Below are 24,348 nucleotides of genomic sequence, written 5' to 3' on the forward strand. Positions count from 1 at the left end.
CCACACCCACACCCGACACAAACCCACCCAACACACGCACCAAACGCTCACCCAACACCACAACCGAACCCTCGTCGAAGAGATCTGTGGCGTAAGTGAATACGGCGGACATGCCGGCGGGAGCACCTGTTTCGCTCAGGTTCTCCACCAAGGTGAGTTGCAGATCGAACTTCGACATCAACATGTCGATGTCGACCGGGGAGATCTCGAGCCCTGACAAACGCAGTTCGGTCTGCGCCAGGTTCTGGAATGTGAGCATGACCTGGAAAAGTGGGTGATGCGACTGGGAACGAACGGGATCGAGAACCTCGACCAGACGCTCGAAGGGGACATCGGCATTGTCGAACGCGTCCAGATCGACGGTACGAACAGCCTCCAGCAGCCCTGCCAACGATGTCGACGGATCGATCTCGGTCCGAAGCACCAGCGTGTTGACGAACATGCCGATCAGATCGTCCAATGCCTGCTCGCCGCGACCAGCGACGGGAGTTCCGACGACGATGTCCGTCGAGCCGGTCACCCGATAGAGCAAAGTTGCGAGCGCTGCGTGGAACACCATGAACAGCGTTGCATTGTTTTCTTGCGCAACATGATTGAGCGCCTCATGCATCTCGACATCGATGTCGAACGAATGGGAGGCACCCCGATTGCCTGCCACTGCGGGCCGCGGGCGATCGGTCGGCAGTTCAATCTGTTCCGGCAGCCCGGACAGAGTGCGGCGCCAGTAGTCGATCTGCTGCGCGATGGCCGAACCACTGTCGTTTTCGTCGCCGAGGGTGGCGCGCTGCCAAATCGAGAAGTCTGCATACTGCACCTCGAGCGGTCGCCACGCGGGAGCCTGATTTTCGACGCGAGCTGCGTATGCAATCACGATGTCACGCGTCAACGGCCCCAACGAGTATCCGTCGGAGGCGATGTGATGCATCACGAGAACCAGTACGAATTCCTCGCCACCAAGTTCGAGCAATGTGACACGGAATGGCACCTGGGCGGTCACGTCGAAGCCCTCGGTCGCCAGGTCAGTGACAACCTTCTCGATCGAATCACCATAAACTGCAACAGGATTCAGTTCAATATCGATCTCGGATTCGGCGAGAATCGATTGACGGCCGGTGCCGTCCACATCAGGGTAGACGGTGCGAAGAATCTCGTGGCGACGCACGACGTCCTCGATTGCCGTCTCGAGTGCTCGCACGTCGAGCGGTCCGCTCAGTCGGATAGCGGCGGGAATGTTGTTCACACCGGATGCCGGATCGAAACGGTTCAGGAACCACATCCGCTGCTGGGCCATCGACAGCGGAACGAGGTCCGGTCGCTCCTGCCGGATGAGCGCATCGCGCGCGGTGTCGTCGCCCGAGGTGTCCACCAGGGCAGCCAATGCCGACACGCTGGACGCGTCGAAGAGCGCACGCACGGGAATTCGGTTGCCGATCGCAGCGCTCAACCGCGCGACGACCTGTGTAGCGACCAGGGAGTTTCCACCAAGAGCGAAGAAATCATCGTCCTGGCCGACCTGTGGAACATCGAGAAGATCCGCGAAGATGCCGGCAACCAGAACTTCGCCGGGTGTGACGGGAGCACGGAACTCACGAACGGAGAACACCGGTTCCGGGAGTGCTTTTCGGTCAAGCTTTCCGGTAAAGCTCAGCGGTATCGCGTCAAGAACGATGATTGCCGCCGGAACCATGTACGCGGGGAGGGCTGCAGCGGCAAGCGCCACAAGCTCGGGCTCGGCGGGCGATGCGCCATGCGCTGCGGTCACATACGCCACCAGGCGGTCCTGCATGACCAGCACGACGGCCTGACCCACGGAATCGTGGCCTCGCAACACCGTCTCGATCTCCCCGAGTTCGATGCGGAGTCCGCGCAGCTTGACCTGGAAATCGCTGCGACCGATGTATTCGATCCCACCACCGGACTTGGACCAACGAACGACGTCGCCGGTGCGGTACATCCGGGTGCCAGGCGTGCCGTACGGGTCGGCGACGAATCTTTCTGCGGTCAGGTCCACACGCCTCATATAGCCGCGGGCCACCTGAACTCCCGAAAGATAGAGCTCTCCTGTCACACCCGTCGGCACGGGTCGCAGACGATCGTCCAAAACCAGGGCGACGCTGTTCCAGACAGGCGTTCCGATCAATACCCGGTTGGTGACGCTCGCGTCGACCTCGAACGCCGTCGAGTGAACGGTGAACTCGGTTGGTCCGTACAGATTGTGGAGCTGTGCCGCGGGAAGAGCCTTCCGCACTGCGGCGATAGTGTGCACAGGAAGTGCTTCACCAGCCGCGAAGACGGTGCGCAACGACGGGCAGCGGCCGGCCGTGAGCGCGCCGACGAAGACGTCGAGCACCGAGGGGACGAACGACACCATCGTGACCGAGTGTTCTTCGATGATCTCGGTGAGATATGCAGGGTCGCGGTGTCCGTCAGGATCGGCGACTACCATCTTCGCGCCCGCGGCCAACGGGGCCAGAATCTCCCAGACCGATACGTCGAAGGTGACCGGCGACTTGAACAGAACGGCATCGGACTCGTCGACGGCGTACTTCCCGATCAACCACGCAACCTGACTGACCGCCGAAGCATAGGATATTGCAACACCTTTGGGCTTGCCCGTGGAGCCGGAGGTGAAGATAACGTATCCGATGTTGTCCGGGTGAAGTGGACGCGTCCTTTCGTGATCCTCGATCTTCTCTGCGGAGAACCGCGTGAAGTCGTCCTCGTCGACACGAATGTTCGGCACATCGATTCCGAGGTCCATGATCTCGGAATTCGCGCTCAACACGGCAATCGGAGCAGAAGTCGAGACTATGTCCCGGATTCGCTCGATCGGCTGCTCCGGGTCCAGCGGGACATAGGCCGCCCCCGTCTTCAGAATCGCCCACACACCGATGACGAGACTGGTCGAACGTCGAAGGGCCAGCGCAACCGAAGTCTCGGGCCCCACACCAACAGCGATCAATGCACGCGCGAGCCTGTTCGACTCGGCATCGAACTCTGAATAGGTGAGGCTTCGATCGGCGTCCTCGACTGCGATCGAGTGCGGCGAGCGCGAAACCATCTCTTCGAACAAATCGACGACGGTATTCGCCGTCACCTCGTGGACCTCACCTGCGGAGTCCTCGACAATAGTCGCGAGTTCGCTGCCGACGATGTCCACGTCTCCGACGATCACGTCAGGACGGAGGGCCACAGACCGCAGGATTGCGACAAAAGTATCAGCGAAGCCACTGACGGTCGCCTTGTCGAACAGATCGGTGGCGTAGGTGAACGCCGCCGCCAGACCGGCGGCCCGGCCATCGGACTCGAATGTCTCCGACATGGTCAACTGCAGGTCAAATTTTGCCACCTCGGCGTCGAAATCGACTGCAGCTACCGTCAGTTCACCGAGATCGAGTGACACGGCATCAAGATTCTGGAACGCCAGGATGACCTGGAAGAGCGGATGCCTGGCCTGGCTTCGCGACGGGTCGAGTTCCTCGACGAGACGCTCGAAAGGCACATCCGAGTGTGCAAAAGCCGCCAAGTCCGTTTCGCGAACCCGCGCAAGCAAGTCGACGAACGATTCGGTCGATTTGACCTCGGTGCGAAGAACGAGCGTGTTCACGAACATGCCGACGAGATCGTCGAGCACCTGCTCGCCGCGGCCCGCCACGGGAGTGCCGATGGCGATGTCGTCGGTGGCACTCAATCGGGACAGCAACACAGCCAATGCGCTGTGCACGACCATGAAGAGAGTTGTCCCGCAATCGCGAGCAATCCGAACCAGTCCCTCATGCAGTTCGGCGTCGATACGGAAATCGACGTTCGACCCCGCGCCGCTCGCCGACTGCGGCCGCTGACGATCGGCCGGCAGCGCGAGCTCTTCAGGCACTCCGTCGAGCGCGCTCCGCCAGTAGGCGAGCTGTCGATTCTGAAGTGAGGAAGGATCGTTCTCCGCTCCCAGGAGTTCGCGCTGCCAGATAGCGAAGTCCGCGTACTGGACCGCAAGCGGTTCCCACATCGGCTTCTCGCCACGTGTCCGAGTTGCGTACGCAGTAACCAGGTCCCGCGTCAGCGGCCCCATCGAGAAGCCGTCGCCGGCAATGTGATGAACTACGACGACGAGGACAAATTCGCGCGCGGAGACGTGGAGAAGTTCGGCACGGAACGGGACCTCACTGGTGACATCGAATCCCGCGGCGACCACCTCGACGACGCGGCCGTACAGCGCGTCTTCCTCGATGGAGCGCACCTCGAGATCGCGCTGCGTCTGCGCAGCGGTCAACACTTTCTGCACTCCGGTACCTTCCACGTCGGGGTACACCGTGCGCAGAACTTCGTGTCTTTCCACGACGTCGGAAATTGCCGCGTCGAGAGCTGATACATCGAGATCACCACTGAGCCGCAACACGATCGGGATGTTGTTGACCGCGGACTCGGGCTCGAGACGGTTGAGGAACCACATGCGCTGCTGAGCCGACGACAACGGAACCGACTCCGGTCGCTCGCCTGCCACCAGAGGGACGCGGGTCGATCCGAATTGGTTTGCCTGATCGACGATCACAGCGAACCGAGCGATGTCGGGGGCGTCGAAGAACGCCCGCACCTCGACGTCCACTCCGAAGTGTGAATTGACCCGGGTGACCAGCCTCGTAGCACTCAAGGAGTTGCCGCCGAGCGAGAAGAAGCTGTCGTCGATACCGATCTCACCGACGTCGAGGAGCTCGCCGAATATCTGCACGAGTGCGATTTCCGTGTCGGTTTCCGGGGCTCGATACTGTACCTTCGAGCGTTCGAAATCAGGCTCGGGCAGTGCCTTTCGATCGAGCTTTCCGCTCGAGTTCAGCGGAAACTCGTCCAATTCGACGAACAGGTCGGGAACCATGTAGTCAGGCAAATTGCGCGAAGCCGCGGAAGCAAGAGAGTCGTGGTCGACGACTGCGCCGGCGACCGGCACGAGGTAAGCGACGAGAGCATCGCCGCCGGCAACGGTCCGAACCGTCGCAACAACCTGGGAAATCGAATCATCCTGCAGAAGAACCGCTTCGATTTCGCCGAGCTCGATACGGAGTCCGCGCAGCTTGACCTGGAAGTCGGTTCGACCGATGTATTCGAGCGTGCGCTCGGAACCCGTTCCGCGCCAGCGCACCAAGTCACCGGTGCGATACATCCGCTCGCCACTCGCGCCGTGCGGGTTCGCGACGAATCGATCGGCCGTCAGGTCTGCGCGTTCGACATACCCGCGAGCGAGCTGAGGGCCCGCGAGATAGAGCTCCCCCGGGACGCCGGTCGGTACCGGCCGCAGGCCGTCGTCGAGCACGTGTAGCGCGGTGCCGGTGACGGCCTGGCCGATCGGTACCGAATCCTGATCTAGATCGCTTGTCCGGTGGTAGGTGACATCGACCGCAGCCTCGGTCGGACCGTAGAGATTGTGCAGTTCTGCGCCACTGATGGCGCGGAAGCGAGCTGCAGTACGCCCCGGCAACGCCTCACCCGACGCGAAGACCAGGCGCAGTGAAGTCACGAGCGCTGCGGCCGGTTCGGCGAGATACACCGCGAGCATCGACGGCACGAAGTGAATTGCCGTGACACCGCGATCGACGATCACCTTCGTCAGATACGCAGGATCTCGATGGCCGTCGTGCGTCGCGATGAGCAGCTTCGCGCCGACCTGCAGAGGCCAGAACAATTCCCAGACGGACACGTCGAACGTGAAAGGAGTCTTCTGGAGAATCACGTCGTCAGGGGTGAACCCGTACTCGCTCTGACGCCATAACAGGTTCTCGACGATCGCAGCGTGCGAAACTGCAACGCCCTTGGGCCGACCGGTCGAACCGGATGTGAAGATGACGTACGCGGTGTCCGCCGAACGAAGCGGCGACAGCCGCTCAGACGACGCGAGCGGTGGGGTGTCCCGATCCGACACGGCAATCGAGTCGACAGCGAGTACCGCGGTCTCCGACGGGATCGGTAGCTCGCTGTGCGAAGACGTGAGGACCAAGACCGGGCGGGCCGTCTCGATGACATAAGCAATACGCTCGGCAGGATGATCCGGATCGAGAGGAACATACGCTCCACCAGCCTTGACCACGGCGTAGATCGCAACGAGCATGTCGATCGATCGCTTGATCGCAACTCCGACCAGGCGATCAGGGCCGACGCCGCGACGGATCAGCTCTCGGGCCAGTTGGTTGGCTGCTGAGTCGAATTGCCGGTAGGTGAGTTCGGTGCCGTCGAACTCGAGTGCAATCGCATCCGGACTTCTCTCGACCTGACTCTCGAACAGCGAGACCAGAGTCTCCTCGACGGTATCGGAGGACGCAACCATGTCCGGAACGACGTCGCCCGCATCGGCCAGCAGGTCGGACACCACCGCTCCGAGGCCGTCTGTTCGCGACTCCACGAGCCCTGGCAATGCTCCAGACACGACCATCGGAATCAGCGCGTCCGGGCCGAGCACTCCGCCCATCGCGGTGTCGAGATCTGTCAGTTGCTGATGCAAGTCCGCGTAGCTGACAGACACACCCTCGAAGGACAGAGCAGGTCGATCCGGCTCTATTTCGGCAATTGCCGCTACGAGCCTCGGCAGATCCTCGATGGTCAACGAATTCTGTCCAGACTTGTCAACGAACATCTACCTGTTTCCTCCAACTACGACACTGCAAATGTGCACGCTTCGCAAACAACGAAGCCTACCCGAGGGTTGTGACACCCGAGTTTGACGGATAACCGATTGTCATTCGTGGTGTGATCACGTTCACACCGAACGTTCACCCTGATCCGAGAGCGTCGCTACGACGCGATGACTTCTTCGGCAGCGGCGATGACTCCCTCCAACAATTCGGCGTATCCCTGCGCACCCAATGCCGGCACGATGCCGGGAATCAATCCGGTCAAGGCGACCGAGACCAATGCCTCCGGTTTCAGGGCTGCACCCATCGCCTGCGACACCGCAGCAAACTTCGCAGCCAACTCCTCGTAGGTGACAACGCGATCCTCGTGACGCAATGCGGTACCCGCGGGGTCCGTTGCGTTGGCGCGATCGACCAACTCCGGAATGTCTGCGATCGTCCGGACCACCACAGGCTTCGATGCCTCGCGTTCGGCGTCGGTGACGATGTCGATCGACCGGAGAACGACCGAAGGATCCTCGACGACGGCGTCGACGATCTTCGAGAATCTGGCCGCAAAAAGCTCGACCGTTCCGCGATCGAAGAGGTCCTCGGCGTAGGTGAATGTCAGAGCCACGTCGTCGAGCTCACCGGAATCCGCGAACTCCTCGACCGCGGTCAGTTGCAGATCGAACTTCGCCTGGCCGTAGTCCTCACCGAGTCCGGTGACTTCGAGACCTGGCAATTCCAACGACCCGACGGCAATGTTCTGGAACGTCAGCATGACCTGGAACAACGGCGAGTAAGCGCTCGACCGCTCGCGACCAACTGCCTCGACGAGTCGTTCGAAGGGGACATCGGCATTACCGAAGGCTGCGAGATCCTTCGTCCTTGCCTGGGCCAGCATCTCTTCGAACGACGCGGCAGGCGAGACGTCGGTACGCAAGACCAGGGTGTTGACGAACATTCCGACGAGGTCGTCGAGTTGTTGTTCACCTCGACCCGCGACCGGAGTACCGACTGTGATGTCCGAACCGCCGCTCAGGCGGGACAGCAGCACAGCGAGGACGCTGTGAATCGCCATGAACATCGTCGAGTTGTTCTCACGTGCGATCTGCGCGAGCCGCGCTCCACGCGCACCCAGCGAAAATTCGACCGTGGCACCCTTCATCGACGGCCGCGGCGGTCGCGGGCGGTCGGTGGGCAACTCGATCAATTCAGGAACGCCGGCGAGTTCGCGGGTCCAGTAGTCGAGTTGTCCGGCCAGAGCGCTCGCGGGATCGTTCTCTTCGCCGAGCACCTCCCGCTGCCACAACGTGTAGTCGGCATATTGAACTGCCAGCGGACTCCAGCCCGGTTGGTCGGCAGCTGCTCGTGCCGAGTACGCAGTCATGACGTCGCGGGTCAGCGGGACCGTCGAGAACGCATCACCACTGATGTGGTGCACGACGACAACAAAAACATGCTCGTCGGGAGCGAGTTCGAACAATCGTGTACGAATCGGCACGCGGTCGGTCACGTCGAAGCCTTCGGTCGCAATTGCTGCAACGGAATCCGCCAACTGCTGCGGATCCAGCATCACCGGATCCAACCTGAGGTCGATCTGCGAGATCGGCACGACCTTCTGAGCTGGACCTTCCGGGCTGTCGGGATAGACGGTCCGGAGAATCTCGTGACGAAGAACCACGTCCCGTACCGAAGCGCCGAGCGCATCGACATCGAGACGCCCCGAGAGCCGGATCGCGATCGGGACGTTGTACGCGCCGGATTGCGGATCGATTCGATTGATCACCCACATTCGCTGCTGCGCCAGTGAAAGTGGAACGTGGTTCGGTCTCGGTCGAGCTTCGAGAGGAGTTCGAGACCCGGTGCCCGCGAGTTCCTCGACCCGCATCGCCAAAGTCTGCACAGTTGATGCCTCGAACAATGCCCGTACCGGAACGTCACCGTCGAGAGCTGCGCCGAGTCGGGCCGCCGCGCGAGTTGCGACAAGCGAGTTCCCGCCCAATGCGAAGAAATCGTCGTCACGCCCGACCCGATCGACGCCCAAGAGATCTCCGAACACACCGGCGACGATCTGCTCGATCGGCGTTGCCGGCGCGCGGAACGTACGCTCGGCGACCTCGATTTCAGGCAAGGCCTTTCGATCGATTTTTCCGTTGACGTTGAGTGGCATGTTCTCGAGAACCGCTACGTCCGTCGGAATCATGTAGCTCGGAAGTTCAGTGGACAAGAACGACCTGAGTGCGTCCGGATCGACGGAAGTCCCAGGTGTAGCGCTCACGTATGCAACCAGCGAATCCCCCACGTGTGGGTCCGAACGGTTGACCACGACAGCAGCCGCGACATTCTCGTGTCTACGCAGTACGGATTCGATTTCGCCGAGCTCGATCCGGAAGCCCCGGATCTTCACCTGGAAGTCGACTCGCCCCAGGTATTCGAGCTGTCCGCTCTCCGACCACCGCGCAAGGTCACCGGTGCGGTACATCTTGGTGCCCGAAAGACCGAAGGGATCGGCCACGAAACGATCAGAGGTCAGATCCGGACGTCCCTGGTATCCACGCGCCAGTTGCGCGCCCGCGAGGTACAGCTCGCCGGCGACTCCCGGAGGCGTGGGGCGAAGTCGCTCGTCGAGAACGTACGCCCGGGTGTTCCACTCCGGTACGCCGATGGGGACGGCCGTCACCGACGTGTCGGTGACGTGATGAACAGTGGCCGACACAGCGGCTTCCGTCGGCCCGTACAAATTGAACAGCGATGCACTGTTGGCGGCGAGGAACTCCCGTGCAGTCGCCACGGGAAGCTCTTCGCCGATAGCGAGTACTCGCCGCAGAGTGCTGGGCAATCCACCCCCGGCCGCAGTCACCAACATCGACAGCATCGACGGAACGATGTGCAGCGTGGTCACCTTCTCCTCACGCAGAAGTTTGACGAGGTAGTCGGGATCGCGGTGGCCGTCGGGTTCCGCGATGACGAGTCGGGCGCCGGACGTCAGAGCTGACCAGAACTCCCACACCGACAGGTCGAAGGTGGCAGCAGTCTTGAGCAGAACCGAGTCGGACGCGTCCAAACCGAAGTAGTGCCGCTTCCAGAGCAACTGATTGACGATGCTCGCGTGCGACACTGCTACGCCCTTGGGCCGACCGGTCGATCCCGACGTGAAGATCACGTACGCGGTATTCGTCGAACTCAAGGAGCCGATACGGTCCCCATCCCTGATCGGGGTTTCCGCGTACCCCGACAAATCCAAGGAATCGACCGTCACCACCTGCACACCATCCAGGTCCAAGACCTCTGCAGCCGAGGACAGCACACACGCGGGAGTCGCAGTCTCGACGATCAGCGCGATTCGTTCGCGAGGATGCGACGGATCGAGTGGCACGTAGGCACCACCCGCCTTCACCACCGCATACATGGCGACAACCAGATCGAATGAACGTGACATATGCAGAGCCACCAGAGACTCTGGACCCACACCCTGCTCGATCAACCAACGGGCCAGACGGTTGACCCGGGAGTCGAACTCCGAGTAAGAGATTTCGCGTCCCTGGAAGTACAAGGCAGGTGCGAAGTTGTCTAGGCCCACCTGTTCGTCGAACAGGTCCACCAGCGTTGCACCGGGTCCGACCGCAGCTCCCGTGTCATTCCACTCATTCACAACGCGCACGAGTTCGTTCGGCTCCATCAACGACAGATCACCGACAGGTGCCGACGGGTCGCTGACCAACGATGAGATCAGTCTGCAGAATCGCGACGCAAACCGTTCGACGGTTGCACTGTCGAAAAGGTCGGTCGCGTAACTGAAGGTCGCCTCGATACCGGCCGGAGCACCATCGTCGTCGTATCGGTCTGCCAACACCAACTGGAGATCGAATTGAGCGATGCCTTGGTCGACTTCCAGAACCTCGACATTGAGGCCGGCCAACTCCACGGCGGTCTGCTGATGATTCTGGAACGAGAAACCGACCTGGAACAAGGGGTGGCGTGCAGTCGAGCGGACCGGGTTCAGAACCTCTACCAACCGCTCGAAAGGCACGTCCGCGTGTGCGAACGCCTGGAGGTCGACTTCGCGTACCTGGTCGAGAAGGGTGAAGAAGTCCTTCGACGTGTCGATCTCGCTTCGGAACACGAGCGTGTTGACGAACATCCCGATCAGATCGTCGAGCGCGCGGTCACCGCGACCCGCGATCGGGGTTCCGACCGCGATGTCACGGGTCCCGGACAAACGGGCGAGAAGGATCGCAAAAGCGGTGTGAGCAGCCATGAACAACGTCGCATTGCGTTCTCGCGCCAACCCCCGCAGCGCCGCATGGAGTGCGGCATCGAGGGCAAACGAGACGCGGCCACCACGGAACGACTGGACGGCAGGGCGTCTCCGATCAGTGGGCAGAGCCAGTTCGTCGGGTAGCCCGTTGAGCGCCTTGGTCCAGTACGCGATTTGGCTTGTCGCTGTGGAACCTTCGTCCGTCTCGGACCCGAGAACTCGCCGCTGCCACAGCGCGTAATCGGCATACTGCACTTCGAGTGGCGACCATGTCGGTGCGGACCCGCTGACCCGAGCTGCGTAGGCCACCATGACATCTCGCGCGAACGGTGCCGTCGATGCACCGTCGGCAGAAATGTGATGAACAGCCGCCGCGAGGACGAAAGCATCGTCACCGGTTCGGAACAAACGCATCCGCAGCGGCACGTTCTGTGTGACGTCGAATCCGCGCGAGACGAGTTCGACGATCGAATTCACCACGTCGCCTTCGTCGACGGAGACCGGCGTCAAGTTCACTGCAACGCGCGCCGATGGCAGGATGATCTGAACCGGCCCGGATTCTCCCTCAGGGTAGATCGTTCGCAACGATTCGTGTCGTTCGACCACGTCGGCGACCGCCGCTTCGAGCGCCTCGACATCGAGGACGCCTGCGAGTCGGAGCGCCAACGGAATCGAATATGCAGTCGAGTCGGAATCGAAACGATTGAGGAACCACATACGCTGCTGAGCCAGCGAAAGCGGCAGCACATCCGGTCGATCGCCTGCCGTCAGTTGCTGGCGAGAGCCTTGACCTTCGCGCGATTGTGCTCGGACGGCAAGGGATTCGACAGTCGAATGCTCGAACAGGTCGCGCACCGGAACTCGGGCGTCGAGGGCGGAGCTCAAGCGGGACACGACCTGTGTCGCAATGAGTGAGTTCCCGCCGAGATCAAAGAAATCGTCGTCGAGACCGACCCGCTCCACGCCGAGTACTTCGGCGAACACCTGGGCAACGATCTCCTCGACCGGTGTACGCGGACTACGGAACTCACGCATCTCGAACTCGGGTTCCGGCAGTGCATCACGGTCCAACTTGCCAACTGGCGTCAGTGGGACCGATTCCAGAACGATCACAGCAGACGGAATCATGTGCGGAGGCAACGAGATCCCGAGGAACTCGGTCAACTCTCGTACGTCGATCGAGGAGCCCGCTAGAGCGCACACGTACGACACGAGAACTGGTGACCCCGATGGCAAGGTCCGAACGAGAGTCGCTGCGAAATCGACGCTCGGATGACCGGCGAGTGCGGCATCGACCTCACCCAACTCGACTCGGAATCCGCGAATCTTGGTCTGAAAATCGCTGCGCCCGACATAGACCAGCTCGCCTGCCGAACTCTCTGCGCTACGTCCCGACCAGCGAACCACGTCACCTGTTCGATACATGCGACTGCCCGGTTGACCGAACGGATCGGCAACAAAACGGTCCGCAGTCAGGCCATGGCGACCATGGTATCCGCGAGCCAATGCCCCACCCGCAAAGTACAACTCGCCGGAAACACCTACCGGAACCGGATTCAGTCGACCGTCGAGCACCACCGCGCGCACACCGGGAACGGGAACACCGATGGTGATCGGTTCACCCGCGCGCAGCTCTGCATAAGACGAAATAATCGTCGTCTCGGTCGGCCCATATGCATTGAAGTACCGATGTCCGGGCTGCCAACGCCCGAGGAGATCGACAGAGGTGACATCGCCGCCCACCGAGACGACCTCGATGTCGTCGAGTCCGGTCGGGTCGACCGTTCCCAGCACCGCCGGCGTGATGATCGCATGGGTCACCCGCTCCGTACGGAGAATCTCGTGCAGTTCCACGCCTCCGATGACATCGGCGGGAACGATCACGGACACGGCGCCGCGTGAGAATGCCACCATCCATTCGAGCACCGAGGGATCGAAGCTGGGTGAGCAGATGTGCAGGAATCGCCCACCTTGGTCGAGGCGATAGCGCCGAGCGGCTTCGTCGGTGATCGCGCGCAGACCCGTGTGTGTCACGGCGACACCCTTGGGCATACCGGTCGAGCCTGACGTGTAGATCACGTAAGCAGCGTTGAGAACCGACAGCGGCGCAACACGATCCGAGTCCGTGACGGCCTCGTCCGTGTACCTCCTCGCCGCATCCTCCATGAAGGCTTCGCCGACAGCGATCCACTCCACCTCGTCCGGCAACAAATCACGGTGCGCCTCGGTCGTAAGACCGAGCACTGCCTCCGAATCGGTCACCATGTGACGGACTCGGACATCCGGATAGCTGGGATCGACGGGTACGTAAGCCGCACCCGACTTCGCCACGGCCCAGACGGCCCTGACCATGTCGTACGATCTCGGGAATGCCAGGGCAACAAGTGATTCCGGCCCCACACCGCGACTGATCAGCATCCTCGCCAGGCGTGAGGACTCTGCGTCCAATTCGCCGTAGGTGATCGAGCGCCCCTCGGAGCGAACCGCCACGGCCGACCGATCACGATCGACCGCTGCCGTCAAGATGTCGACCAAAGTCTGCGGTTGGGCGCAGTCCGGGCCCGATACCGGTGCCAGCAGCTGCGTTTCCGTCGAATCCAGAATCGCGATGTCGCCGACCACTGCCGACGAATCCGCCACAACAGCCTCGAACACACGAATCAAACGCTCACCGAAACCGACAACCGTCCCCTCGTCGAACACATCCGTCGCATACGTGAACGTCGCTGCCATACCTTGCAATTCACCGCGATCTCCGATCGACTCGGAGATCGACAGTTCGAGGTCGAACTTCGCCACTGCAGCATCGAAATCAACACCAGAGACCGACAACCCCGGCAACTCCAACACCGACTGACCCAAATTCTGAAACGCCAACGCCACCTGGAACAACGGATGCCACGCCTGCGAACGAACCGGATTCAACACCTCCACCAACCGCTCGAACGGCACATCCGCATGCCCGAAAGCACCCAAATCCACCTCACGAACCGCCCCCACCACATCCCCGAACGACGCCCCACCATCAACCTCGGTCCGCAACACCAACGTGTTCACGAACATCCCCACCACATCATCGAGCGCAGCCTCACCACGACCCGCCACCGGCGTCCCCACCACCACATCCGAGGACCCCGACAACCGAGCCAACAACACCGCAAACGCCGCATGCACCACCATGAACAACGACGCATCACGTTCGCGGGCAACTCGATTCAGACCGTCGTGAACGTGCGCACCGACTGTGAAGACGTGCCGTGCTCCGCGGTTCGACGCAACGGCCGGATGCTTACGATCAAAGGGCAAGTTCGTAGCTGCAGGGAGATCCGACAGAGTCTGTGTCCAGTAGTCGACTTGTTGCGAGAGAATCGATTCCGCATCGTCTTCCGAACCGAGCACCTCACGCTGCCAGAGCGTGAAGTCCGCGTACTGAACTTCGAGGGCAGGTTGCGCCAACCCTCCATGCCCCAACGTATGGGCAGCATAGGAAGCCATGAGGTCTCGGGTCAACGGTCCCATCGAAAAGCCGTCTGCCGCAATGTGATGTACAACCACAACAAGCACATGTTCGTCGGCAGCCAATTCCAGGAGTACCCCTCGCAGCGGCGCTTGCGAGACCACATCGAACCCATCGGAGAGTATCTCCGCGATCCGACCCTCCAACTCGTCTGCACCGACAGCAACCGCTGTCATGTCCGGGACAACAGCGGCAGGGTCGAGGACGCGCTGATACCCGACTCCGTCGACCTCCGGGTACACGGTGCGCAGGACCTCGTGCCGTGCAATCACGTCGAACACTGCCAGCCTCAAGGCGTCGACATCGAGTGAGCCGGAAAGCCGTACAGCTACAGGAATGTTGTTCACCGCCGAGTCAGGATTCAAGCGGTTGAGGAACCACATACGCTGCTGCGCGAGGGAAAGCGGGATTCGGTCCGGCCGCTCTCGCGCAGCGAGCTTCGGCCTGACACTGCGATTGCGGGTGTTGCTCAGTCGAGCGGCGAGTGCATGGACGGTCGTAGCCTCGAAGACGTCCCGGACAGGTACGACGAACCCCAGCGCGGAACCCAGTCGGGAGACGAGCCCAGTCGCCACCAGTGAGTTTCCGCCCAGCTCGAAGAAGTCGTCGTCCAGACCTACTCGTTCGATCGCAAGGACCTCGGCAAAGACGGATGCGACGATCTCTTCGATCGGCGTCGTCGGCACTCTGAATTCGCGGATTGCGAAGGCGGGCGCCGGCAAGGCCTTGCGATCTAACTTTCCACTCGAATTCAGTGGGAGCTCGGTCAGCACGACAACTGCTTCCGGGATCATGTACGCCGGAAGTACGCTTGTCAGGTGGGGTCCGACATCTCCGACCTCTACCCCGTGTTCGGGCACTATGTAGGCGACCAGTCGATCGCCGGTAGCGGTGTCGATCACCGCGACGACCGCCTGTGAAACTCCGGCGACTTCGAGAATCGCCCCTTCGATTTCGGTCAGTTCGATTCGTTGCCCTCGAAACTTGACCTGGAAGTCGATGCGCCTGAGATAGTTCAGCGAACCGCCGGCGTCTCGGGTAACGAGATCACCGGTGCGATACATGCGATTACCGTTGCCCGAGAACGGGTTTGCCACGAATCTGTCCGACGACAGGTCTGGCCGACCGACATATCCACGCGCCAGTTGCGCTCCCGCGAGATACAGCTCGCCCGGTACCCCTACCGGCACCGGATGCAGCCTGGTATCCAGCACGTAGCAGTCGGAATTCCACTGGGGTGTACCGATCGACACCGACAGTTCTTCCGAACCGTCCACCTGGTAGCCGGTGATACTGACGGCAGCTTCGGTGGGGCCGTAGAGATTGTGCAACCCTGCTGTGGCCACAGCGGCGAAACCTCGCGCCGTGTGAACTGGCAACGCCTCACCGATCACGAACACATCTCGCAGTGAATGCAGAGCATCCGGTGGCACCGATGCCACGAACGCTGTCAACATCGACGGAACGAAATCCGTCAACGTGACTGTGTGTCGCACTATCAATTCACTCAGGTAGACGGGATCACGGTGCCCGTCCGGCGCCGCGAGCACAAGGTGAGCACCGGCCGAAACAGAGACGAGGAACCCCCACAACGACACGTCGAACGTCGTCGCCGTCTTTTGCAGGTACACGTCGTCCGGGCCGATTCGGTAGCGATTCGTCATCCATGCGACTTGATTGACGATCGCTCGATGTTCTACTGCGACGCCCTTCGGTTTACCGGTGGAACCCGAAGTGAAGATCACGTACGCGGTATCGGACTCCCGCAGCGGCACTTGGCGATCATCGGAAAGAATCGGCGTCGAATCGAATCGCGTGAGGTCCACGTCGTCCACCGCGATGACGGGCGCACCCTCGGCCAGCGTGAATCCGTCAGTGCGAGTGGTCAGTACACATACCGGATCTGCTGTGTCGACGATATGGCTGATTCGATCGGCTGGATGATCGGGATCGAGCGGCACAAACGCGCCGCCTGCGACCAGCACGGCATACATTCCGACCACCAGGTCTTCGGATCGCCGAATAGCCAGTGCCACACACTTTTCAGGGCCGACCCCAACGGTGAGAAGGTATCGCGCGAGTCTGTTGACCTTGCCGCTCAGCTCTGCGAATGTCAGCGAGGTGTCACCGTAGGTCAATGCTGTCGCGTTCGGGGTACGCGCGACCTGATCCTGGAACAGAGAAACCAAGGTCGCGTCCGCACCAAGGGCGTGGCGATCGCCTTGATCACCGAGTAGAACTTCGACCTCGTCGTCTTCCAGTATTTCCAGGTCTCCGACCGCGGTTTCCTGGTTCTCCACGATGGACCGTAGGATCCTGATCAATCGTCCGGCAAAGGATTCGACAGTGGCGATGTCGAAGAGTTCGGTGGCGTACAGCCACGACATGGCCAACCCACCAGGCGCCCCGTGAGAATCCGTGATTTCACTGGCCGTCAACTGAAGGTCGAACTTGGCGACGGCAACGTCGGTATCCCAACCGGCGACGGTGAGTCCGCTGAGGTTCAACTCGTCGACGGGCATGTTCTGGAAGAACAACGCGACCTGGAAGAGCGGATGATGGGCTTGTGATCGAGCCGGGTTCAGTACTTCTACAAGTCGCTCGAACGGTACGTCCGCGTTGCCGAAGGCCCCGAGGTCGACGTCTCGAACAGCCTCGAGCAAGTCGGACACGGTTTCAGACGGATTGATCGTTGTTCGAAGAACCAGTGTATTGACGAACATTCCGACGATGTCGTCGAGCGCGGGTTCACCTCTGCCGGACACCGGGGTTCCGACGGCAACATCACCCGAACCGGAGAGTCGCGACAGAAGTAGTGCGAGGGCGGCGTGCACGACCATGAACAGCGACACACCGTTGTCGCGTGACAGTCGGGTCAAGGCGAGGTGCAGGTCTGAATCGATCGCGAAGTCGAACACTCCACCGGCATTCGATGCCACCGGCGGTCGTGGTCGATCCAGTGGCAATTCCACCAGCTCTGGCAAGTCCGCGAGCATCTCAGTCCAATAACCTATTTGGCGAGCCATGATCGACTTCTCATCCGACTCGGACCCCAGCACTCGTAGTTGCCAGAGCGCGTAGTCGGCATACTGAACTTCGAGAGCTTCCCACGTCGGCGCCAGCCCGCGAACCCTCGATTCGTAGGCCGTCATGACATCGCGCACCAAAGGCCCCAACGAGTAACCGTCGGCCGCGATGTGATGAATGACGAACACCAGGACGAAGTTTCCTGCGCCGCGGTCGAACAGGCGCGCACGAATCGGGACCTCGGTGGTGACGTCGAATCCGGTGAGCACCATGGTGAAAATGCTCGCGCGAAGTTCGTCTTCACCGACGCCATGCGGTGTCAGGTCCAATTCGACGTCGGTCGCAGCGAGTACGTTCTGGTGCCCTCTGCCTTCGTACTCGGGGTACACCGTTCGTAGCACTTCGTGTCGTGCGATGAGATCTCGCACGGCCAGATCGAGAGCGGCGGTATCGAGGTCACCACTCAGTTCGAGAGCGATGGGGATGTTGTTCACGGGTGAGCCCACGTCGAATCGGCTCAGGAACCACATCCGTTGCTGAGCCAGCGACAGCGGAATGCGCTGCGGCCGACCTTCCGCAACCAGCGGCGGCCGCTTCACTTCCTCGCCGGCGCCGGATTCGATTTCGAGTGCGAGCGCCGCAACTGTTGAGGCGTCGAACAACGTTCGCACCTGGATACGCGTTTCGAAGACGGCGGTCAGCCGCCCGACCACTCGTGCCGCGACCAGTGAATTGCCGCCGAGATCGAAGAAATCGTCATCGATTCCAATTCCTTCGACACCGAGAATCTCTTCGAAAATTGCAGCGATCTTTGCCTCCGCATCCGTTGAAGGAGCGTGGTAGACACGTTCCACCGCAACCGGATCGGGCAGTGCGCGCCTGTCGAGCTTTCCCGCCGGCGTCAGCGGAACGTGATCGATGACGACAAACGTATTCGGCACCATGTGGCGCGGCAGTATCTCGCGTGCGTAGGCGTTCAGGACATCGGCGTCAGCGGAAGATCCGTTGCGCGGCTTTACATAGCAGACGAGGCTGACGTCACCATCGGCCGTACTGCGAGGGTCGGTTGCCACGAAATCGATGTCGGGATGACTCGCCATCACAGCATCGATTTCGCCCAGTTCGATTCGAAATCCGCGGATTTTCAGTTGATCGTCTGCGCGACCGACGTATTCGATGTCCCGGGTCGACGTCTCTGCCGACCCTGGTACCCAGCGAACGAGGTCGCCGGTTCGGTACAGCCTGGATCCGGGCGCGCCGTAGGGATCGGCGACGAAGCGTTCGGAAGTCAGTGCGGGCTTGCCGAGGTATCCCCGAGCAAGAGACGGGCCCGCGACGTACAGTTCGCCCACTACGCCCACAGGAACTGGCTGGAGGTGGGCGTCGAGAACATAGGCAGTCACGCCGGCAAACGGAGCGCCGATCGTAACCGACTGCCCGACATGGAGTTCTGCACTGACGGTCACGACGATGGTAGTTTCCGTCGGACCGTAGGCATTGAAGAATTTCACCCCGGGCGACCATCGGGCGACCAACTCCGGCTTGCAGACCTCGCCACCGACCAGTGCGAGTTCAACCGAATCAAGATCCGTCGGATCGATCGACGCCAACAAAGACGGAGTGCCGACGACGTGTGTCACCGACTCACGTCGGATGAGTTCCTCGAGTTCCGGACCACCGAATATGTCGGAAGGGACGACGACCATGGTCGCGCCGGAACCGACAGTCAAGAGCAGCTCGAACAGAGAAGTGTCGAAACTCGGTGTGGCGAAGTGGAGAACTCGAGACTTCGTGGACGCACCCAGCGCACGGACCTGCTCCGCCAGCAAGTTTCCCAATCCGCCGTGCGTGACCACTACACCCTTGGGCAAGCCCGTCGACCCCGATGTGTAGATGACGTACGCAGGATGGTCCGCACGCAAAGTGCGAACGCGATCGGCATAGGTGATCGGTTCACCCGATCGGTCGTCGATCAGGGCGCACGCTTCGTCGGAATCGAGGACGATCCAGTCGATTGCATTCGACAGCTGGGGCCGTTTGTTCGCCACCGTAATTCCCGAAGTGACACCGGAGTCGTCCAGCATGTGCGCCACCCGACGCTCGGGATAGTCGGGATCCACCGGTACGAACCCGGCTCCGATTTTGGCGACCGCCCACAGCGCAACGATCGATTCGATCGAGCGAGGTATCGAGATGGCCACAAGATCTTCGGGGCCGAGTCCCCGCGAAATCAGGATCCGTGCGAGCTTGGAGGACCTCGTATCGAGGTCTCCATATGTCATCGATCTCGTGCCGAACCTGAGCGCAACGTTGTTCGGTGCCATTTCGACGGCCGCTGACAACAGTTGCGGGAGCAAACGCACCTTCGTCGGTCGCGTACGTGACGGCCTCTGACGAGCCGGCCTGCGTGGAGTCGACTCCGCTGCGCTCATGCTCTTCCACCGAGCTTTCGGACGACGTTCAGAGACACTCCACGGAGCATGAAACAACTCACCTTCATTGCGCTCGGTCGTTCACTTGCAATCCCTCACCGCATCGAACGCACCTGTTTTCGGGCACGACGAAGCTCGGGACCAAGTGTCCATATATACCTCATCGGCCCCGTCACTCATTTGTTACCGACGGGGGCCGACACTTGATAGTAGTTGGCGGTGGAAAGGATCCCGTCCGAGCAACGCCGCTGCTCGGACGGGGTCACCTCACTCGCGGATTTCGCTCTGAGGCAGGTCGAGTGTGTATATCGCCACATTCGAGTCGACGGTCGCCTCAGCAGGGATCCCGTCGCTGGACGTGACGATGATCGCCTGCAGATCCGGCGTCTCGGACTGATCCAGATCACGAACGCTTTCGTTCGAGGCGAAGAGGTGAGAAACCCATTCGTCAGCGACGAATGCCGACAGGTCCTCAGTTCCACCGACTACAAACGCACCGCCCGACAGTGCTGCCGACAGGACCGCGAGCCCCAAGCTCTCCGCCGAAGTTCCGGCTGCCGAATACACACGGGAGTCATATCCGAGTCCGTACGCAGTCTGCATCCGTGCCATCACCGCACCGAGTGCGTGATGATCCACGCTGTGTATGGACGAACCGTCGCCTCGAACGACAATGTAGGCCGGATCCGCCTGTTCGACAGGTCTGACTGCATCGATGTAGGAGTACGGGCGAGCAGATGTAGCTGCCAACTCGTCCACGATCGCCGCGGCACCGAGGAAGAGCCTGCCGGTCTGCGTCGACGGGGTTCCGTCAGAGGGGCTCACACCCGACACGAGCCAAAGCGTCGAATTCGAGCCGGCAAGTGATGGTTCGACGACCGACTGATCCAGCCCCGAGTCCAGCACGCAGAAAGCTGCCCCCGTCTTCACGGCGGCCCAGATTGCCACAACGCGGTCGATGTCGTCGCCGATGTCGATCACGACGACATCGCGTGCCCCGATACCTCGAGCGGAGATGACGCGGGCCAGCTTGGACGAGTGAGCGTCGAGAGTCGCGTAGCTGACTTCGTCCTCTCCGCTCGCGATCGCGGGAGCCTCTGGGTCCTCCTCTACCACGGCAGCGATCAATTGCGTGATCGACTGCCGGACGACTGTTCCCTCCACATCCGTGTCGGCCACCGCGGTCGGCGCACCCACCAACAACTCGGCGCGTTCGTCTTCGGTCATGATCGCGATGTCACCGATACGAACGTCGGGTGTCGCGGTCACCGTGGACAGAACTCGGACGAATCGCTCAGCGAAGGCCTCGACGGTGGTGCGATCGAACAGATCGACCGCATACGTCCAGTTCGCGAAGACTGCCTCTACTTCGCCATCCTCGGCGATCTGCGTAGAGAGTGTCAGCTCGAGATCGAACTTCGCAGCCGGCGCACCGCCGTCGACAGCCGAGATCGTCAAACCTGGCAGCGTGAACTTCGCGTCCCCCAACGGCTCCACCGACAAGGCCACCTGGAACAGCGGACTGTACGCGGACGAACGTGCAGGCGCCGATACCTCGACAATCCGCTCGAACGGAACATCTGCATTGGAGAATGCCTCGATGTCCTTGTCACGGAGTGATTCGAGCAGAGCACCGAAGGTCATCGACGAATCGATCTGTGCACGGAGGGGCAACGTGTTCACGAACATGCCGACCAGATCGTCGAGTTGTTCCTCGCCTCGGCCCGCGATCGGTGTACCGATTGCAAAGTCGGTGGACGACGTCAACTTCGAGATCAGAACCGACAATGCCGCATGCGCATACATGAAGACGGTCGCGCGACGACTCCGAGCGCCCGCCACCATTTCGCGATAGATATCGGCCGAGACGGGAACAGAGATCGAATCTCCCACTCCCGAGGCCGCCGCCGGGCGCGGACGATCGCTCGGGAGTTCGATCTTGTCCGACATTCCCTCGAGGTTGCGACGCCAGTAGTCGATTTGAGTCGACAGGACCGAGCCTGGATCGTCTTCCTCTCCGACGACATCGCGTTGCCACAGGGCATAATCCGCATACTGCACTGCAAGAGGTGAAAATTCCGGAGCCATACCCTGCGTGCGAGATACATAGGCCTGCATCACATCTCGCGACAGTGGCGCCATCGAAGCCCCGTCGGCCGTGATGTGATGAACGACCATGACGAACACATGATCGTTCGACTCACGTGCGAAGAGTCCGACTCGCGACGGCGGAGCGGCGGTGACATCGAATCCGCGGGCCATCATGCCGACGACGGCGTCGCGCATCGCCTCGTCGCCTTCCACCGGTGTGACAACGAGTTCGGACACGGCTTCTGCGGTCGGGACGACCACCTGATACGGGCCGTCCGCATCCGTCGGATACATCGTCCGCAACGCCTCGTGACGGGAGAACACATCCGTCACCGCAGCCCGGAACGCCTCCACATCCAACGCCCCTTCCAAGCGCAGAGCCATCGGGATGTTGTAGGAAGTCGACTCGGTGTCGAGTTGGTTCAAGAACCACATCCGCTGCTGCGCCAACGACAACGGCACCCGAGACGCCCGAACCCCCGCCACCAACGCCTTCCGACCACCAACACCCACACCAGCAGCAACCACACCCGCCAACGCCCCCACCGACGACGCATCGAACAACACCGACAACGGCACCGACGACTCCAACGCCGCACCCAACCGCGACACCACCTGAGTCGCAATCAACGAGTTACCACCCAACTCGAAGAAATCATCATCGAGCCCCACACCCGACACACCCAACACCGACTCGAACACCGACGCCACCAACAACTCCACCGACGACACCGGAGCCCGCCACACCCGAGCCACCGCCACCGGCTCCGGCAACAACCGCCGATCCAACTTCCCCGCAACACTGAGCGGAAACGCATCCAACACCACAACATGCGCCGGCACCATATACCCCGGCAACACCCCACCCACAACCAACTTCAACTCATCCACATCAACCGAAAAACCAGACGCACCAACCACATACGCCACCAACTGATCCGAACGAACCACCACAACCGACTGCGCCACCGACACCTGCGCCGACAACACCGCCTCAATCTCACCCAACTCGATCCGCAACCCCCGCAACTTCACCTGGAAATCACTACGACCGATGTACTCCACCTCACCGTCAACAGACCACCGCACCACATCCCCCGTGCGATACATCCGCTCACCAGCAACCACACCGAACGGATTCGCCACAAACCGATCCGCACTCAAATCAGCACGCCCCACATACCCACGCGCCAACTGCACACCCGCCAGATACAACTCACCCGCAACACCCACCGGCACCGGACGCAACCACGCATCCAACACCAACAACCGCGTATTCCACACCGGACGACCAATCGGCACCACCACCGAATCCGACGCCACCACCTCATGGAACGTCACATCCACCGCAGCCTCGGTCGGACCATACAAATTATGCAAACCAACCCCAGGCAACACCTCCCCCACCCGAGACGCCACCGACACCGACAACGCCTCACCCGAAGCAAACACCAACCGCAACGACGACCCAGCCCCCACCGAACCAACAGACCCAGCCGAATCAGCCACCACAGAATCCGCCAACGACTCCACGAACACCGACAACATCGACGGCACAAAATGCACCACCGACACCGACGACTCCACAATCGTCCGCACCAAATACCCCGGATCCCGATGACCATCCGGAACCGCAATCACCAACCGCGCACCAACCTGCAACGGCCAGAACAACTCCCACACCGACACATCAAAAGTCACCGGCGTCTTCTGCAACACCACATCACGAGCACCAAGCCCGTACTCCCCCTGCATCCACAACAAACGATTCACAATCGCCGCATGCGAGACCCCCACACCCTTCGGCCGACCCGTCGACCCCGACGTGAAAATCACATACGCCGTATTCTCCGCACGCAACCGACCCAACCGCTCGGAATCCACCACCGGCGACGCATCGAACCCCGACACATCCACCACATCCACCAACAACACCGGCACCCCACCCACACCGACAAAACCATCACGCACCGTCGACAACACACACACCGGACGCGCCGTCTCCACCACAAACGCCACACGATCCACCGGCGCATCCACATCCAACGGCACATACGCACCGCCAGCCTTCAACACCGCATAAATACCCACCAACATGTCAACACTACGACGAATCGCCAACCCCACCAACGACTCCGGACCAACACCCTCCGCAATCAACCGACGAGCCAACCGATTCACACGCGCATCGAACTCACCAAACGAAACACCCACACCCTCGAACTCCACCGCAACCGCACCCGGAGAACGCACCACCTGCTCATCAAACAACGACACCAAACTCGCCCCACCACCAACAACACGAGCAGTATCCGACCAACCCCCCAACACCAACGACCGCTCCACCCCACCCAACACATCAACATCCCCCACACCCACACCCGACACAAACCCACCCAACACACGCACCAAACGCTCACCCAA

3 protein-coding genes are annotated in these 24,348 nt (G+C 61.2%); all 3 read right to left on the reverse strand.

All coding sequences use genetic code 11. The annotated features are described in order from the left end of the window. Positions 1–6,616 (reverse strand): amino acid adenylation domain-containing protein (locus ACKAMS_RS32760; protein ID WP_408990058.1); only part of this gene is annotated, 6,616 nt, incomplete at its 3' end. 158 nt (positions 6,617–6,774) lie between these two features. Continuing rightward, on the reverse strand, positions 6,775–19,833 hold the full coding sequence (locus tag ACKAMS_RS32765) for an amino acid adenylation domain-containing protein (protein ID WP_408990059.1): 13,059 nt from the start codon (positions 19,831–19,833) through the stop codon (positions 6,775–6,777). Between the two features lie 267 nt (positions 19,834–20,100). Continuing rightward, positions 20,101–24,348: amino acid adenylation domain-containing protein (locus tag ACKAMS_RS32770; protein ID WP_408990060.1), on the reverse strand; the 4,248-nt coding region annotated here is incomplete at its 5' end.

This window comes from Rhodococcus sp. 5A-K4 (genome assembly GCF_046097995.1).
GTDB classification, from domain to species: Bacteria; Actinomycetota; Actinomycetes; order Mycobacteriales; family Mycobacteriaceae; genus Rhodococcus_F; species Rhodococcus_F erythropolis.